Annotated in this window: 8 protein-coding genes; 2 read left to right on the top strand and 6 right to left on the bottom strand. The window is 72.0% G+C overall.

Annotation, left to right across the window (positions count from 1 at the left end; translation table 11 throughout):
* Nucleotides 1–506: 506 nt before the first annotated feature.
* The gene (locus NPS70_RS01925) at nucleotides 507–2,063 is read right to left on the bottom strand and encodes an FG-GAP-like repeat-containing protein (RefSeq protein ID WP_256521936.1); all 1,557 of its coding nucleotides are present in this window, start codon (nucleotides 2,061–2,063) and stop codon (nucleotides 507–509) included.
* A gap of 384 nt (nucleotides 2,064–2,447) precedes the next feature.
* Between NPS70_RS01925 and NPS70_RS01920 the strand changes: the two genes are divergently transcribed.
* Together NPS70_RS01920 and NPS70_RS01910 are read left to right on the top strand one after the other, a co-directional pair.
* A complete protein-coding gene (locus NPS70_RS01920) occupies nucleotides 2,448–11,660 on the top strand; it encodes a DNRLRE domain-containing protein (RefSeq protein ID WP_374211917.1) in 9,213 nt (3,070 codons plus the stop codon).
* Nucleotides 11,654–12,190, top strand: a complete 537-nt coding sequence (locus tag NPS70_RS01910; protein ID WP_256521934.1) for an SMI1/KNR4 family protein — start codon at nucleotides 11,654–11,656, stop codon at nucleotides 12,188–12,190. The genes NPS70_RS01920 and NPS70_RS01910 overlap by 7 nt, the downstream gene beginning before the upstream one ends.
* A gap of 547 nt (nucleotides 12,191–12,737) precedes the next feature.
* On the opposite strand, the gene NPS70_RS01905 is transcribed toward NPS70_RS01910, so the two are convergent.
* The 5 genes from NPS70_RS01905 to NPS70_RS01885 all read right to left on the bottom strand — a co-directional run bounded on the left by NPS70_RS01905 (nucleotide 12,738) and on the right by NPS70_RS01885 (nucleotide 17,979).
* Nucleotides 12,738–13,256 carry a hypothetical protein gene (locus tag NPS70_RS01905; protein WP_256521932.1) on the bottom strand — a complete coding sequence of 173 codons (519 nt, stop codon included), beginning with the start codon at nucleotides 13,254–13,256 and terminating at the stop codon, nucleotides 12,738–12,740.
* Nucleotides 13,257–13,272: 16 nt separating this feature from the next.
* Nucleotides 13,273–13,482, bottom strand: coding sequence for a NucA/NucB deoxyribonuclease domain-containing protein (locus NPS70_RS01900; RefSeq protein WP_256522213.1), 210 nt, complete (start codon nucleotides 13,480–13,482; stop codon nucleotides 13,273–13,275).
* The gene (locus NPS70_RS01895; RefSeq protein ID WP_256521931.1) at nucleotides 13,407–14,069 is read right to left on the bottom strand and encodes a hypothetical protein; all 663 of its coding nucleotides are present in this window, start codon (nucleotides 14,067–14,069) and stop codon (nucleotides 13,407–13,409) included. Before NPS70_RS01895 ends, NPS70_RS01900 begins: the two co-directional genes overlap by 76 nt.
* 467 nt (nucleotides 14,070–14,536) lie before the next feature.
* Entirely contained in the window at nucleotides 14,537–16,066 is a 1,530-nt protein-coding gene (locus NPS70_RS01890) for a UDP-N-acetylglucosamine 1-carboxyvinyltransferase (RefSeq protein ID WP_256521929.1), read from the bottom strand.
* Nucleotides 16,067–16,389: 323 nt separating this feature from the next.
* Nucleotides 16,390–17,979 (bottom strand): DHA2 family efflux MFS transporter permease subunit, encoded by a 1,590-nt coding sequence (locus NPS70_RS01885; protein ID WP_256521927.1) that lies wholly within the window; start codon nucleotides 17,977–17,979, stop codon nucleotides 16,390–16,392.
* Between the last annotated feature and the right edge of the window lie 23 nt (nucleotides 17,980–18,002).

The raw sequence follows: 18,002 nt of genomic DNA, 5'->3' as shown, positions 1-18,002 counted from the left end.
TGGCTCTCCGGTAGACGTGTGACGAAAGGGAATGGCCCTCCCGAACGGTGACGCCTTCTCGGCGGAATGCTCTCCGGGAAGCGGACTGGTCGGCCCATGTCCGGGTGGAGCGGGCCGGGCGGCTCTGGCCCCGGATGGACGAAAGCCCCCGGCCGGACAGGTCTCACCACAAGAGCATGCCCGTGTCGGTCCACGGCGTGCGAGAGGTGGGGGTACGCGGCGGCGTCCTTCACGCCGACTGTACGACGCCGAGTTGGCGCCGGCACGTCCTTCCGGCCGCGGTGTCCAACCGCTGGACGGCGTCGGCAGTCGTCCGCGCGGCCTCCTGAACGCCCGCGCCGTCACCGGCAGGACCGGTCGGCCGGGGTTCAGGTCGTGTCCGGCAGCCGGGCGGCCTCCCGTAGGACCTCCAGGACCTCCCACCGCCCTGACGCACCACGGCCCTCCGGCCCGTCAGCCCTGCCCGGGACCGTGCACACGGGGCGCGGGCGGGACCGGACGGGGCGTCAGCGGGGCAGGGTGATGCCGAAGGCGTCGCCGTCGGAGCCGGCGGGCCAGCCGAGGTCGGCTTCGGCGAGGGCGGTGGCGGACTCCAGGTCGCCGGGGCGGACCTTCACCACGGTGACGGTTCCGGCGGCGTTGCCGGGGGCGCCGATGAGCGGTTCGTCCCGTCCGTCGCCGTCGGTGTCCAGGGCACCGACGGTCCAGCCGAAGTGGTCGCCCTCCCACACCGTGCCCGGAACTCCCTCGGTGTCCTGGTCGATCCAGACGGCTCCGCTCGCCGTGATGCCTCCGGTGGCGTTGCCGAAGAGGACGAGGGAGGCGCCGGAGCCCTTCGCCGAGCCGATGGCCTCGCTGCGCATGCCGACGACGAGGTCGTCCACGCCGTCGCCGTCGAAGTCGCCCGCCGCGAGCGAGGAGGCGAAGTAGTCCTCGGGCTCGGGGCCTCCGGCGATGCCGGGGGTGTCCTGGTCGAAGACCTCGACGTCCTCGTGGGAGAGCCCGTCCGCGTCGGCGTAGAGGACGGCGAGGCGGCCGGCGGCGCCGTCCTCGTCGACCTTCTGGTCGGAGACGCCGATGGCGACGTCGAGGTAGGCGTCGTCGTTGAAGTGGCCGAGCGCGAGGGCGCTTCCGGAGAACTCGCCGATGCCGTCGATGTGGGCGGAGTCGATATAGCCCCCGGCGGCGGGCGCGTCGTCGACCGGGCCGTACAGCACGTGGACGGAGCCGCGGTCGGAGCTGCCGGAGATCTGCTCGCCCAGGGTGGTGACCACGAGGTCGGCGTTGCCGTCGCCGTCGATGTCGCCGATGGCGAGCTGCTCGCCGAAACGGTCCTCGTCCTCGGGGGTGCCCGGGACGTTGGGGGTGGACTGGTCGATCCACACGGCCGAGGAGGTGTCCAGGCCGGAGGCGGAGCCGAAGACGACGCGCAGGCTTCCGGCGTTGGCGTGGCCGTCCACATGGTCGAGCGGCTGGCCGACGACGAGGTCGGCGTACCCGTCGCCGTTGAGGTCACCGGCGGCCAGGGAGTAGCCGAAGAACTCGTCCCAGCCCGGTGCGCCGGGGATTCCGGCGGTGTCCTCGTCGAAGGCGGTGCTCCGTGAGCCGTGGACGCCGCCGGAACTGCCGTAGTGGACGATGACGAATCCGGCGCCCTGGGTGTCGCCGATGGCCTCCAGCGGGGCGCTGACGGCCAGGTCGGCGTAGCCGTCGCCGTCGAAGTCCGCGCTGGCGAAGGCGCTTCCGTAGCTGTCGTCCGCCTCGGCGACCCCGGCCACTCCCGGGGACTCCTGGTCGATGCGGACGGAACTGCCGGCCGGGCCGTTCGACGTGCCGTTCGCGACGACGACCGAACCGGCCGCGCTCTTGCCCGCGACGACGTTGCCCGGCACTCCGATCGCCAGGTCGGCGATCCCGTCGCCGTTGAAGTCGTAGGGCTGCACCGCGGGCTGGGCGGCCCCGATGAGCAGGCTGCCGACGGTCACGGCACCGGCGCACGCCAGCAGCCCGGCCGCGACCAGCCGGCCCCGCAGGCGCGGTGCCCTCGTTCTCGTCTCAGCCATGACTCCCCATTCGCGCGGCGGCCTTTCGGATCGAGAACGCAGGCTAACCAGACCAAGATCTCAACTTGATCACCGCCGGAGCCGCCTCGCGCCGGTCCGGGGCGACCGCTCGGGGACGCCAAACAAGTGCCCAGCACGCCTTGTTGGGGCAGCGGGCCGTGTCGCTCCGGTCTTCGCCGGACCTTCACGGACCCCTCAGGCGTTATGCGTTCGTTGTCATGGCCAACACATCTCCTGCATCAGATCATCTAACGTTTACGCCGCTCGGAGGCTACGAACCCATGTCCGTGGCCCCCGTGCGCCCTGAGCCCCACACGCACGTGGCCGGCCGTCCCCTCGCGGGTGCGGTCGGCTTTGCTGTATCAGCCGTCAGAAGGAGTCCCCGTGCCCCGCTCTTCGCCGCGGAAGCTGTCCGGTCCCCGACGGCGGCACCGTTCGGGGCGAGGGCGTGAAACCCTCCGGCTCACCGCGGGCGCCCTCGTGCTGGCCGTCGCCGCAGGAATGCTGCCGTCCCCGGCCCTCACCGGGATCGCCACCGCAGCCCCCACCCTGCCCGGGGCCACCACCGACGCGCCGGAGCAGCGCACCGGCACGGCGGCCGGACGCGAGCACGCCGTCAGTTCCGCCCGGACCGACGCCACCGGCCCCAACCGCGCCGACGCGGCCGCTCTCGCAGCCGACGGCGACGCGCTGCCCCTGGCCGACGACGCCGCGGGGTTCGCGCCCGTCGAGCCCGAGGCCGACCCGGTGGGGATCAAAGCCGACCGGACCCCGGCCGAGGACAGCACTCCCGGCTTCGTACCCGGCCGCAGCACGGAGGACACCGGCGAACGGACCGCCACCACCAAGGAGTTCCGCAACCCGGACGGCACCCGCACGACCCGCGTCTACCCGGAGCCCGTTCACTTCCGCGCCGAGGACGGCGGCTGGAAGGACATCGACACCTCGCTCGTGCCCTCGGCGAAGGCCGAACGCCCCGCCGCCGCACGGCGTGCCCCGGCCGCCGCCGGCGGCCGGCTGCACGTCGCGGCGGACGACACGGCCCTCAGCGTCGCCGGGCAGGGCGACGACTCCGCCCTCGCCGAGATGGCCGTCGGCAAGGACGGGCACGCTGTCGCCTTCGGGCTCAGCGGTGCCGACGGCGTCACGGGCACGGTCGCCGACGACACCGTCACCTACGCGGGCATCCGCGAGGACGCGGACCTGGCCATCCAGGCGAAGCACGGGATGATCAAGGAGACGATCGTCCTCAACTCGCCGGACGCCCCCCGCACCTGGACCTTCCCCCTCGAACTCGACGGCCTCACACCGAAGCTCGACCGGGACGGCGCCGTCCTGCTCCGCGACGGCGAGGGCACCGTCCGCGCCGTCATCCCGACGGGCTGGATGGAGGACTCCGCCGAGGACCCCGCCTCCGGCGGACCGGCGATCTCCGGCGACGTCACCTACCGGCTGAAGAAGCGCGACGGCGGCTGGGCACTCCAGGTGACCATGGACGACGCCTGGCTCGACAGCCCCGAACGCGTCTACCCCGTCTACGTCGACCCCAGCGTCGACGACGTCGAGACCTACGGCGACGCCTTCGTCCAGGACGACTGGCCGAACAGCAACTTCAGCGGTGACGACGAGCTGAAGGTCGGCAGCTACGACGGCGGCGGCAGCCGCGCCATGAGCTACCTCAGCTTCCAGGACCTCGCCGCCACGCTGGACAACCGCTACATCCTCAACGCCGACCTGGGACTGTTCAACCACTGGTCCTCCTCCTGCTCCGACCACGAGGTGCGCGTCCACCAGGTCACCGAGTCCTGGAGCGTCTCCACGGTCACCTGGAACAACGCGCCGTCCGTGAAGTCCACCCCCGTCGCGAAGGACTCCTTCGCCCACGGCGAGAACTGCGGCGGTTCGCGCTGGGAGGTCATCGACCTCGGCCGCAGCGGCACCGACCTCGTGCAGGGCTGGGTGGACGGCTCCGTCGCGAACCACGGCCTGAGCCTGCGCGCCGGTTACAGCGACAGCGGAGCCTGGAAGCGCTTCGGCAGCCGCAACTCCGCCAACGAGCCCTACCTGGCCGTCACGCACAGCGCGTGGGGCGCGAAGTACAGCGTCGGCACCACACCCAAGGCACCGCTCACCGGCCATCAGGGCGGCGAGCTCAGCGTCAACGTCAGGAACCTGGGCGACTTCACCTGGGAACCGCTGGGCTGGAACGAGCTCCGCCTCGGCGCCCGGGTCCGCGACTACGACAGCGGCGCCCTGCTGGACGCCGTCGCCTTCACGCGCCTCAACGAGCGCCTCACCCCCGGCGACGACGCCACGCTGGACGCGCGGATACCGGAGCTGCCGCCGGGCACGTACAAGGTCAGCTTCGACATGCAGCGGTTGCGGGACCAGAAGTGGATGTCCAGCGAGAACGTCCCGTTCACCACGGTCACCGTCACCTCGCAGGACGTCGGCCCGCGCATCACCGACGTCTACCCGAGGCCCGGCGGACAGGTCGGCAGCCTGACCCCCGCCCTGTTCGTGGACGCGGAGACCGTCGACCACTGGCCCGCCGGCGCCGACCTGGACTACTGGTTCGAGGTCTGCGAGGGCACCACCGAGGCACCGGTGAACTGCGTCGACTCCAACTGGGTCGAGCACCGCACCTGGAACGTGCCCGCCGGCAAGCTCGGCTGGGGCGAGCAGTACGTGTGGCGGGTCAAGGCGCGCGAGGCCACCAAGGAAGGGCCGCTCAGCCCGTACTACCCCTTCACCACGGCCGTCGAGCAGCCCGCCGTCACCTCGCACCTGGGCGGTGCGGAGGCCGGCGGGCGCGAGGTGGACCCGCGCATCGGCAACTACACCACGACGGACACCGACGCCCAGGTCGCGACGGCGGGCCCGGCCCTCACCGTCACCCGCACCTACAACAGCCGTGACCCGCGCGACGGCAGCGCCTTCGGCGCGGGCTGGAGCACCCGCTACGACATGCGGGTCGAACCGGACGGGGACGGCAGCGGCAACGTCGTCGTCACCTACCCCTCGGGCCGTCAGGTCCGCTTCGGGCACAACCCCGACGGCAGCTACGCCCCGCCCCACGGAAGTTTCACCACCCTCACCCGCACGGCCGACGACGGCTGGCGGCTGACGGACAAGGAGCAGACCGGCTACGTCTTCGACGCGCAGGGCCGCATCACCGAGGTCACCGACTTCCGCGGCCGAGCGCAGACGATGACGTACACCGGCGGTCAGCTCACCACCGTCACCGGCGCCGGCGGGCGGGCCCTGCACCTCACCTGGGCGGACGGCCACGTCACCGGCGTGACCACGGAGAGCCCCGACGGCCAGGCCGAGCCCCTGGCGTGGACGTACACCTACGCGGGCGACCGCCTGACCGAGGTGTGCGGGCCCGAGGACGGCACCGGCGCCTGCACCCGCTACACCTACGGGGACGGCTCCCACCACCGCACGGTGCTGCGCGACGCGAACCCCTACTCGTACTGGCGCCTGGGCGAGGACTCCGGGGCCGACCAGGCCGAGAGCGACCTGCTGCTCAACCGCGGCAACCATGCCGGCACCTACCGCGACGTGACGCTGGGCCTGCCCGGCGCGCTGGCGGGCAGCCCCGACGGCGCCGCGTCCTTCAACGGCACCAGCTCGTACGTGCAGTTGCCCGACCAGCTCGTCTCCGACACCCCGTACCTCACGGTGGAGCTGTGGTTCCGCACCAGCGGCAGCGGCGTGCTGTTCAGCTACCAGGACCACACGCTGGAGGAGAACACCACCGGCACCTACACGCCCGCCCTCTACGTCGGCACGGACGGCAAGCTGCGCGGTGAGTTCTGGAACGGCACCGACGCGCCGATCACCTCGGCGGCACCGGTCGACGACGGCACCTGGCACCACGCGGCGCTGACGGCGGCGGGCAACACCCAGACCCTGTACCTCGACGGTCAGGCCGTCGGCACCCTCGCGGGAGGCATCTCCCAGTACGACCAGCGCTTCGTCTACCTGGGCGCCGGGTACTGGAAGGACTGGCCCGGCACCACCGGCACGATCGGCCACTTCACCGGCGGCATCGACGAGGTCGCCGTCTACGGCCGCCCGCTCGGTGAGCGCACGATCGCGGAGCACCACGCGGCGGGCGCCACCGCGCAGCAGCTGACGAAGGTTGTCCGGCCCAGCGGCCGGGTGCACGCGGAGGTCGCCTACGACACCGCACTGGACCGCGTCGCGTCCTCCACCGACGCCGACGGCGGCACCTACCAGCTCTCCGCCCACGAACTGACCGGCCCCGAGGGCCGCCCCGCCTCCGACGGCGAGGCCGGGGTCGAGGCCGACCCGACCGTGACCGTGACCGTCACCGACCCCGACGAGCGGAAGTCCACCTACAGCTACGACCCCTTGCAGGGCCACCGGCTGGTCGCCCAGACCGACGCCGGCGGCCACACCGCGACGTTCGCCTACGACACCGGCGGCTTCCTCGCCGCCACGACGGCACCCGACGGCACCGTCACCCGGCTCGGCCACGACGAGCGCGGCAACAGGATCTCGCAGACCACCTGCCGCGACGCCGGTGACGACGCCACCTGCCACACCGCCTACACGGCGTACTTCCTCAACGCGGACGATCCGCTCGACCCGCGGAACGACCAGGTGACCGCCCACCGCGACGCCCGATCGGCGAGCGCGACCGACGACACCTACCGCACGTCCTACGGCTACAACGCCCACGGCGACCGCATCTCCACCACCTCCCCGGCCACCCCGGGCTTCCCGGCGGGCCGCACGGTGACGCACACCTTCACCGACGGCTCGGAGACGGCCGTCGGCGGCGGCACCGCCCCGGCCGGACTGCTGGAGACGACGACGGACGCGCGTGGCGGAGTCACCACCCGCGCCTACACCGCCGCCGGCGACCCGGCCCGCGTCACCGACCCCGCCGGGGTCGTGACCGAGTACACCTACGACGCGCTGGGCCGCGAGCTCTCCAGCACCGTCACCAGCGACGCCCACCCCGACGGCGTCACCGGCACCACCGCCTACGACGGCGAGTCCCGGGTCGTGAAGGCGACGTCACCGGCCACCACCGACGCCGTCACCGGCGAGGAGCACCAGGCGGTGACGACCTACACCTACGACGCCGACGGCCTGATGCTGACCGAGTCCGTGGCCGACGCCCTGGGCGGCGACGCCGCGCGCACCACCACCCGCACCTACGACGCGCACGGCCGCCTGGCCACCTCCACCGGCCCCGAACAGGGCCAGGAGACCTACGCGTACGACGTCCGCGGCCACCAGACCGCACGCACCATGCCCACCGGCGAGGAGTTCACCTACGCCTACACCGCTCTCGGCATGCTCGCCGAGGTCACCCTCAAGGACTACGACGACGGCAGCGGCACCGCGGCCGACGTCGTCCTCGACTCGTACGCCTACGACCCGGCCGGCCGCCTCGCCGAGCACACCGACGCGATGGGCCGCACCACCCGGCACAGCTACTACGACGACGGGCTGCCCGCCCGGCGGACCCTCGTCGGCTTCCGCGAGCAGGACGGCACCACGCGCGACGTCGTCCTGTCCGAACGCCGCTACGACGCCGCCGGCAACCTCACCTCCGAGACCACCGGCAACGGCTCCGTCACCACCGCCTACGAGGTGGACGCCGCCGGGCGCACCACGGCCGAGGTCCTCGACCCCACCGGCCTCGCCCGGCGCACCGCCTACACCCACGACGCGGGCGGCGACGTCCTCACCGAGACCCGCACCGGCGCGGGCGGCGCCCGCACCGAGCGCGTCACCTACCAGCGCAACACCGTGGGCGACGTCGTGCGCGTCACCGTGGAGAACGGCACCGACGACCTCGTCACCACGCGCACCGTCGACGACCGCGGTCTGACGCTCACCGAGACCGCCCCGCGTGGCAACGCCGGCGGCGCCGACCCCGCCGCCCACACCACCGGCTTCACCTACGACGCCCTCGGCCGCCTCGTCGAGACCGCCGCCGCCCCGGTGACCGTCGAGCAGCACGGCGCGACCGCCACCACCGCGCGCCCGACCACCCGCACCGGATACAACACCTTCGGCGAGGTGACGGCCACGCGGGACCCGAACGGCCACGTCACCCGCACCGCGTACGACACCGCCGGGCGCCCGGTCTCCACCACCCTGCCCGACTACACCCCGCCCGGCGCGAGCACCCCGCAGACGGCGACCCTGCGGCGCACCTACGACGCGGCCGGCCGGGTGGCCACCGAGACCGACCCGCTGGGCAGCGTCACCTCCTACACCTACGACCAGCTCGGCCGGCTCACGGCCGTCACCGAGCCCGCCCCCACCGAGGGCGCGGAGCAACCCGTCACCCGCCACACCCACGACCTCCTCGGCGAGCGCCTGTCGACGACCGACCCGACCGGCGCACGCACCGAGGCCACCTACGACGAACTGGGCCGCCGGATCACGTCCACCGTCGTCGAGCGCCGTCCGGCGCCGGGCAACCACACCACCCGCCTGGCGTACGACGACGCGGGGAACCTGCTCTCCACCACCAGCCCCACCGGCATCGTCACCAGCAGCACGTACAACGCGGCGGGCCAGCCCCTCACCACCACCGACGCCGCCGGGAAGACGACGACCCACGCCTACGGCCCCACCGGCCTGCCCGTCTCCGTCACCGACCCGCTCGGCCGCACCGTGCGCACCGCCCACGACCCGGCCGGACGCGCCACCTCCGTCACCGACGTCGCCCCCGACGGCACCGAACTGCGCACCCGCAGCACCGCCTACGACGCGGCGGGCAACGCCGTCGACCTCACCGGACCTCTGGGCCACACCGTCCACCGGACGTTCGACGCCCTCGGCCGCATCACCGGGCTGACGGAACCCGCCGACGGGACGACGTCCCTCACCACGACCTTCGGCTACGACGCCGCGGGCAACCGCACCCGGCTCACCGACGGGCGCGGCAACACCACCTGGTACACCTTCACCAGCCGCGGCGGCCCCGAGTCCGTCGTCGAAGCGGCCACCACCGCCCACCCCGACGCCGCCGACCGCACGTTCACCACGGTGTACGACGCGGCCGGGCGCCCGGTCCGGGAGATCCAGCCCGGTGGCGTGGAACAGGTCCGCACCTTCGACGCCCTCGGCCGGCTCACCGAGGCGACCGGCTCCGGCGCCGAGGCCGCCACCGGCACGGACGCCTTCGGCTACGACCTCGCCGGCCGCCTCACCTCGCTGTCCGCCCCGGGCGGCACCAACAACCTCGCCTACGACGACCGCGGCAACCTCCTCAGCGCCTCCGGGCCCTCGGGCGACGCCACGTTCACCTACGACGCCGAAGGACGGCTCACCGGACGCACCGACGCCGCCGGAACGGCCGGCTTCGGCTACGACGCCGCCGGCCGCCTCGCCTCCGCCGTCGACCCGCTCACCGGCACGACGCAGGCGTACACCTACGACGCCGCCTCCCGCCCGGCGAGCGTCGGCTACGGCACCGGGGCGGCGACCCGCACCTTCGGGTACGACGTCCTGGGACGCCTCGCCGACGACACCCTCAAGGCGTCCGACGGCACCACCACGGCGTCCGTCGCCTACACCTACGACGACCGCGACCGGCTCACCGGCAAGACGACCACCGGCACCGCGGGCGCGGGCGAGAACGCCTACACCTACGACGCCGCCGGCCGCCTCACCGGCTGGACCGCCCCCGACGGCACCGTCACCGACTACGCCTGGGACGCCGCGGGCAACCGCACCCGGGCCGGCGACGCCACCGCAACCTACGACGAGCGCAACCGCCTCCTCACCGCCGACGGCACCGGCTACACCTGGTCGGCCCGGGGCACCCTGCTCGGCACCACCGGGGGCCCGGACGGCGACACCACCGCCGCCTACGACGCCCTCGGCCGCCTGCTCACCGACGGCACCACCGCCTACGCCTACGACGGCCTCGGCCGTCTCGTGCAGCGCGGCGGCACCGGCCTGAAGTACGCGGACACCTCCAACAACCCGGTCGACGCCGCGGGAGAGCTGATCGCCCGCGACCCGTCCGGCAACCCGATGTCCACCGCCGGCGCGGACGGCACCGGCGCCACGGCCGTCCTCACCGACGCCCACGGCGACGTCACCGGAACCTTCGCCCCGTCCACGGGAGCCCTCGCCGGCTCCACGGCCTACGCCCCCTTCGGCGAGGCCACCCAGCAGTCCGGCGCCCGGGGCGCACTCGGCTACCAGGGCGAGTACACCGACCCGGACACCGGCAAGGTGAACATGCACGCCCGCTGGTACGACCCCGGCACCGGCGCCTTCGCCTCCCGCGACAGCTGGACCCTCGACCCGGTCCCGTCCGTCCAGGCCAACCGCTTCACCTACGGCAACGCCAGCCCCCTCGTCCACACCGACCCGTCGGGGCACCTGGTCGCCTGCGCCACGCCGGTGACCGCACCGGCGTGCGCGGGAGCGGCCGTCGGCTCGCCCGGCGGGCCCATCGGATCGACGATCGGCGGGACCGTCGGCCTCTTCGTCGGCATCGGCATCTACTACTGGAGCCGTCCCGACTCCTCGTCGTCCTCGTCGTCCTCCTCCTACTCCTTCTCGTGGGGTTCCCCGCACAGCTCGCTCGCGGCCTCCCTCCGCGCGCAGGCGGAAGCGGCGCAGAACCGGGCCTGGCGCGCCCAGATGCAGGCGGCGCAGGACGCGGCCCGGGTACGCGCCGCCCGGGAGGCCGCCCGGCTGGCCGACAAGGCCCGGAACCACTGGGGCGGCTCCGGCGGCTCGTACGGCGGCGGCTCCGGTGGCTCGTACGGCGGCGGCTCCGGCGGTGCGTGGCCCGTCGGCACGCCGGTCCACGTCGGCCCGCCCCCGCCGCCCCCGCCGCCCCCGTGGTCGGTCATCCTGCGCCGCGTGCTCCAGCAGGACCACGCCCGGGAAGCCTCCGAGGCGACGATCGACCCGGCCTTCGAGCAGTACGTCGAGGACTCCGCCACCCGCTCGCAGCGGGAGGTCCAGGTCACGGAGGAGGAGCTGCGGGGCTACTTCAAGCTCTACCCCCGTGCCACGGGCGAGGAGATGGCACAGGAGCTCCTGGGCTTCGCCCCGCAGCCGGCGTCCGGCGGTGGAGGCTCGTCCACCAGCAGGGACAGGTGCTCCTCCACGCCGCGCTCCGAGCGGTACAACTACCAGCCGTTGCGCAACGGCCGCCCCGACGGAGCCACCGCGCTGATCTGCCCGAGCGACCTCAAGCCCACGGGCGCGAAGCGCGACGACGAAGCCAGGGTCACCGTCCACGGCTTCCCCGAGGGCAACAACATCGGCGACGACGGAAAGCCGATCTACAACCGCACGCACATCATCGGTGACAAGTTCCACGGGGAATGGAGAAGCGAGAACCTCTTCACCGGCACGGACCGCATGAACAAGAGCGGCATGAAGCGCTGCGAGAACCGGATAGCGCGCCAGCTGCGGGCGAACAAGCCCGTGTTCTACTCGGGGCAGCTCGTCTACGGAGACGGTGGCGACGCCATCCCCGAGGCGATCCGCATGACCGCCTACACTCAGGACGGTCTGTTGTTCGACAAAACGGTGCAGAACATCTCTGATTGGCAGATCACATGCTGACAGTCGCACGTCTCGAAGAGGTCGTCGGCGGTCTTCGGGCCCATCGCCCGGAGCAGCCGCGCGACGTCGACTTCGCCCTGGTGGCCCGGCTGCTCGGGACCGGCCTGCCCTCCGACTTCCGGGAGTTGTCTCGGGCCTACCCGACGCTGGAGTTCGACGGCTTCCTGCGTGTGCCGACCCCCCGCCCGGGCGGGGAGGAGAAGTACGTCGACGGGGTGCGCTACGAGCTGGAGGTCCTCCAGGACCTCGTGGACGAGGACATGGCGGAGGGCCACGTCGGGTATCCGGAGCCCGGCGGGCTCCTGCCCTGGAGCGAGTCCCTGTCCGGCGACGTCTTCTACTGGCGCACCGCCGGCGACGACCCGGACGGCTGGCCGGTGGTCGTCAACAGCAGGAACGGCGAGTGGTGGGAGTTCGAGGGCGGCGCCCTCGCCTTCCTGGCGGGCCTCGTCGACGGCACCGTCGAGCGCCGCGGCCTGCCCGCCGACGTCCCCGGCCGCGACCCCCAGGTCCGCGTCTACGGCCCCTGACCCCCCTGCCCCCGATGCCCCGCGTCCGTGACGCACCCCCGGGCGCGCTCCGCGCCCGGGCGGGGCTGGGGGCGTCGCGCGGGATCACCGTGTCGCGGCGGAGACGGAACGCGGTGCTGGGGTCGGTACCGCCCACGGACCGCGGGAAGTGCGCACGTGCTCTCGGCTCGGGGGCCGACGCCGACGGCTTCGTGACCGTGTCCGCCCCGGGCACGGCGATCCCGGAGACGGGGCCACCGCCGCGTCTGCGGGGAGGACTGGATCAGGTTCGGTTCGCGCAAGTCGAGCGACGGACCCCCGCGTCGGCGGGGAAGACACCGGCCCGGCGGGCGACTGCTCGGCCGCGTACGGAACACCCCCGCGTCGGTGGGGAAGACACCTCGGCCTGCCCACCGACGAGCCCTCGATCAACGTCACCCGCTCCCGCCTGGGACGACTCGTCCGCCAAGGGCTCCTCGAACAACCCGGACGAGGCCGCCACCAGAAACGGACTTAACGCCCTCTCAGATACCGAAGGATGCCGACCTGGGTGGGACGGTGCGCGGTGTCAGTCGTCTTCCTCCGCAGACGGCCCTGTGCGGGCAAGGTCGAGAACGTACCGCTCGGGGGTGGGGCAGTTGGCCCAGGCTTGCGTGATGCGCTCGGGCTCCCAGTGTTCGTCGATCTGTTGGAGGGTTTCGGTGTAGTAGTCGGCACTGGCTTGCCGGCCGCTCCACCAGGCGGTGCCTTCGTAGACGCCTGGCTGGGGCAGGGTCATCTCTCCGGCGGGGCCGAGGGTGAACTGGTTGATGACGAGGATGCCGGTCTCGGAGTCGAGCGTGATGGTGGTGTGGCCGTCGGCGTCAGCGGGGGGCGGGACCGGGGTGTCCCAGAGGCGAATGGTGATGTGGACCGGGATGTCAGGCTGCAGGGAGTGCAGGTAGAGGTGGTAGCCGTTGCCGGCCACGACGTGGTCACGGGCCGCCTGTAGGGCCTGCTCGTCGCCGAGGTAGGCGTCTGCGTCATAGACCTCGACGATGCCGCGGTCGGGGCGGGCGGTGACGCTGTACTCGGCGACGAGCTGCATCGGATGGACTCCTTGGTCAGGGGGTGATCTTCACGTAGAAGGGGTCGCCATCGAGTATGCGGTTGGCGGTGTACATGCTGTTGAGCATCCGGCCACCGGCTTCGTTGTCGGTTCCTTCGATCAGGCGGACGGAGAAGCGGTTGTTGCCTTTCAGGGATCCCTCGTGAGTGCTGGCGAAGGGGTACTCGTCGCACTGCAGGCGGGTTCCGGAGTAGTCGCCCCAGATCTTCTTGCACTCCTTGATGGAGTTCGCCCGCTGCTTTCGTTCTTATCGGTGTCGACGAGGCGGTGCAGTGGTTCCTTCTCACCGGGTACCGACTTGCCGACGAAGGACGGGAAGGTCCGTTCCGGTCGCTTTGTCGCGTCGTAGATGTGCAGCGCGCTTTCGTTGACAGCGGGAGCCTTTTGGCTCATGAGAAGTTCGACCCGGGCGTCGGTGAAGACCGTGCCCTTGTACTTGCCGGCGATGGGGCCGGCGTAGTCGAAGCGGAAGGCGGGTTGGTATGCGCCGACCTCGACGTAGGGGTCCACAGTGGGCGAGTTGACGGTCATGTTCATGTCCAGCGCGGCGAAGACGCGCTGGAGGTTGCCTTGCGCGTACTTGGCCCCGAGGTCCGGCGAGCCGTAGACGAGGGTCCAGGTGGGCCGGGAGTCCCAGACGCCGAGGAGTTCGTCGCGCTTGGTACCGGTCGGCTGGGTGAGCTGGGGATTGGGGTCGCTAGAGCTGGCGTCGATGGATGAACTGAAGTGCTGTCCGATCCGCCACTGCTTGGCGTCCTCGTCCCCCGAGGCCGCGACCTGGATGTTCTCCACACTGGCGGCGAAGTCGACTTCGCGTTTGCCGTCGTGGGCGAAGCCCAGGACCCATACGTCGAAGATGAGCCGCCCTCGAGGGCTGTCTCGGTTGTTCTTGTCCCGGAGGGCCAGGTCGTAGTGGCGCTTAGAGGACCCAGATGCGTGGCTGGACCCCAGGCTGCGTCGCGAGGCCGGAGATATCGGGCAGGTGGCGGCTTGCCTCCTCGACCACACGCGGTCGGCGTGACGCGACCGACATCAGACGTTGCGAGGTCGCTTCGGTGACAACTCTGCGTTAAAGCTGACGACTGCTCAGGTTTACCTGACGCATCGTCGACCAATCAAGATCATCTTGCACACGCGTTGCACAAGGTGCTGAAAGACAACAGAGATCAGCGAAAGGTTGTGAAGGTAAGTATTCGCAGGTCAGGCAACATGTCGCGGTGTCGTGCCCCTTGTCTCCAAGGGGCACGACACCCTGCCCGTCAGATGTCGCGGAAGATCTCGATCTGCGCCCCCACCGAGTTCAGGCGCTCCGCCAGCTCCTCGTAGCCGCGGTTGATGACGTAGACGTTGCGCAGCACCGAGGTGCCCTCGGCGGCCATCATGGCCAGCAGGACGACCACGGCCGGGCGCAGCGCCGGGGGGCACATCATCTCGGCGGCGCGCCAGCGGGTGGGCCCCTCGACCAGGACCCGGTGCGGGTCGAGGAGTTGGAGGCGGCCGCCGAGGCGGTTCAGGTCGGTGAGGTAGATGGCCCGGTTGTCGTAGACCCAGTCGTGGATGAGGGTCTGCCCCTGGGCCACGGCGGCGATGGCCGCGAAGAAGGGCACGTTGTCGATGTTCAGCCCGGGGAACGGCATCGGGTGGATCTTGTCGATGGGCGCCTCCAGCTTCGAGGGGCGCACCGTCAGGTCCACCAGGCGGGTGCGGCCGTTGTCCGCCGCGTACTCGCCGCCCCTGTCGTGGTCCAGGCCCATCTCCTCCAGGACGGCCAGCTCGATCTCCAGGAACTCGATCGGCACCCGGCGGATCGTCAGCTCGGACTCCGTCACCACGGCGGCCGCGATCAGGCTCATGGCCTCGACCGGGTCCTCCGAGGGGGAGTAGTCCACGTCCACGTCGATGGTCGGCACGCCGTGCACCGTGAGGGTCGTGGTGCCCACGCCCTCGACCTTCACGCCGAGCGCCTCCAGGAAGAAGCACAGGTCCTGGACCATGTAGTTGGAGGAGGCGTTGCGGATGACGGTCACGCCGTCGTGCCGTGCGGCGGCCAGCAGCGCGTTCTCGGTGACGGTGTCGCCGCGCTCGGTCAGCACGATCGGGCGCCCCGGGGTGATGGAGCGGTCCACCTGGGCGTGGTAGATGCCTTCGGTGGCGGTGATGTCCAGGCCGAACCGGCGCAGGGCGATCATGTGCGGCTCGATGGTGCGCGTCCCGAGGTCGCAACCGCCCGCGTAGGGCAGGCGGAAGACGTCCATCCGGTGCAGCAGCGGTCCGAGGAACATGATGATGGACCGGGTGCGGCGTGCGGCCTCCGCGTCGATGGAGTCCATGTCCAGGTCGGCGGGCGGCACGATCTCCAGGTCCCGGCCGTCGTTGATCCAGCGGGTCCGTACGCCGATGGAGCCCAGGACCTCCAGCAGCCGGTAGACCTCCTCGATGCGGGCGACGCGGCGCAGGACGGTGCGGCCCTTGTTGAGCAGGGCCCCGCACAGCAGCGCGACGCAGGCGTTCTTGCTCGTCTTGACGTCGATGGCGCCGGAGAGGTGCCGGCGGCCGACGACGCGCAGGTGCATGGGACCGGCGTACCCGAGCGAGACGATCTCGCTGTCGAGGGCCTCGCCGATGCGCGCGATCATCTCAAGGCTGATGTTCTGATTGCCGCGCTCGATCCGGTTGACCGCGCTCTGACTGGTGCCGAGCGCGTCGGCAAGCTGACTCTGCGTCCAGCCCCGGTGTTGCCGGGCGTCACGGATGAGCTTGCCGATGCGTACGAGGTAGTCGTCTGACATGACGTGGAGGCTATCTCATATATGAGATGTGAATGCACCGGGGTGTGGTGTTCGGGTGAACGGGGGGCGACGGCGGCCCCGGTGGGGCGGCTGCCGGGGTCCGGCGTGTGAACGGCCCCCGAGGGCATCGTCGTTCCCTTCGGGGCGTCTGGCAAGGCGAAGCGGGTGTGGTGCGGTGTTTCGGGTGAATGGTCCGGGTAGGTGGTGTTCGTCCAGCCGTGTGGGGGCGTGTGGCTGGCGGGGCTCGCCGGGCCCCTTCCGCCGTCCGGTCGGCGGTCGGCGGTCGGACGCCGAGCATCCGCCGGCCGCGTGCGGCGGGACGGTCACCCCCCGTCCCGCCCGGGTGCGTCCCTGCCGGAGTCGCGGCGGGTGGCCGTCCAGAGCAGCACCATGGTCACCGCGCACACCGCGGCGCCGGCCCCGACGCTCACCTGGCAGGCCTCGACGAAGTCCTGTCGCGCCGCGTCCGCGACGGCCTCGGTCTGGCCGGGGGACGGAGCGGGCAGCGGCCTGCCGGGGCCGATCTCGGCCGCGTAGGCGTGGGGGTTCGCCTCGTCGACGATCCTGTCCGCGATGGCCTGGCGGGCTCGCGCGTCGGGAACGGCCTCGCTCAGGTCGGCGTCGAGGGTGCTGCCGAGCCAGACCGCGAGGATGCTGCCGAGGGCCGCGAAGCCGAAGGTCGAGCCGATGGCCCGCTGGGCGCTCATGATGCCCGAGGCCATCCCGGCCCGGTCCACCGGTACCGAGCCCATGGCCAGGGCGGTGATGGGGGTGGCGAGCAGCGCCACCCCGGCGCCGCACAGGAACAGGCCCGTCGCGACGACGGCCACGGAGACCGGCATGCCCAGGGCGATGACGACCAGTGACGCCACCAGCAGGGGCTGGCCGATCCTGGCGACGGGCAGCGGCCCGAACCGCGCGGCCAGCCGCCCCGAGATCGGGGAGAGCACCATGATGGTGAACGAGAACGGCAGGATCAGCAGCCCGGAGAGCTCGGGCGAGTAGGCCTCGACGTTCTGGAAGTACTGGGTGACGACGAGCAGCATCCCGTAGGCGCTGAAGAACGCCGAGAAGATCGTGGCGATGGCCACGGCGTAGGTGCGGCGCCCGAAGAGCCGGACGTCCATCATCGGCTGCGGGGTGCGGAGTTCGTACCAGGCGAAGGCGAGGAGTCCCGTTGCGCCGACCGTCAGCAGGGTCAGGATCCCGGCCGAGGTCCAGCCGACGTTCTGGCCCTGGATGAGCCCGTAGGCCAGGCCGCCGACGGCCACGACGAACAGCAGCTGGCCGCCCCAGTCGAACCCGCGGGGCCGCTCCTCCCGGGACTCGGTGACGTACCGGAGCGTCAGTGCCAGCACCAGCAGGCTGACGGGTACGTTGACCATGAACACGGCCCGCCAGCTGATGCTCTCGGTCAGCACGCCGCCGACGGTCGGCCCCAGGGCGGTGGCGACGCTCGCCACGCCGGTCCACAGTCCGATGGCCTTCGCCCGGTCGGCGGCGTCCGGGAACGCGGCGCTCACCAGCGCCAGCGAGGTGACGGTCACCGTCGCGGCGGCGACACCCTGCACCGCCCGCGCGACCGCGAGCGAGGTGAGCCCCGGGGCCAGGCCCGCCGCCACGGAGGCGAGGGTGAACACGGAGACGCTGGCGAGGAACAGGAGCCTGCGCCCGAAGCGGTCGGCGGCGGTGGCCCCGGCCATGATGAACACGGCCATGCCGAGGGAGTACGCGGCGACCACCCATTGCAGCCCGGACTCGCCCACCCCGAAGTCCCGCTGGATGTCCGGCAGTGCCACGTTCGCGATCAGTGCGTCCAGGAAGACCAGGAAGAGTCCCAGTCCGGTGGCGACGATCGTCAGTCTCTGGGTTCTCGTCCACGGGGTGCCGGTCGGCCGCTCGTTCTGACGCACCGTCACACGGTAGTACGCGGGGC

The organism is Streptomyces sp. C10-9-1, from assembly GCF_024497955.1.
GTDB lineage: Bacteria > Actinomycetota > Actinomycetes > Streptomycetales > Streptomycetaceae > Streptomyces > Streptomyces sanyensis.
This window is presented reverse-complemented; position numbering and strand designations above follow the sequence as displayed.

Bases quoted from the DNA above. Each gene is read 5' to 3' on its own strand.
- NPS70_RS01925 (WP_256521936.1), bottom strand. From the start codon at position 2,063: ATGGCTGAGACGAGAACGAGGGCACCGCGCCTGCGGGGCCGGCTGGTC.
- NPS70_RS01910 (WP_256521934.1), top strand. From the start codon at position 11,654: ATGCTGACAGTCGCACGTCTCGAAGAGGTCGTCGGCGGTCTTCGGGCC.
- NPS70_RS01905 (WP_256521932.1), bottom strand. From the start codon at position 13,256: ATGCAGCTCGTCGCCGAGTACAGCGTCACCGCCCGCCCCGACCGCGGC.
- NPS70_RS01890 (WP_256521929.1), bottom strand. From the start codon at position 16,066: ATGTCAGACGACTACCTCGTACGCATCGGCAAGCTCATCCGTGACGCC.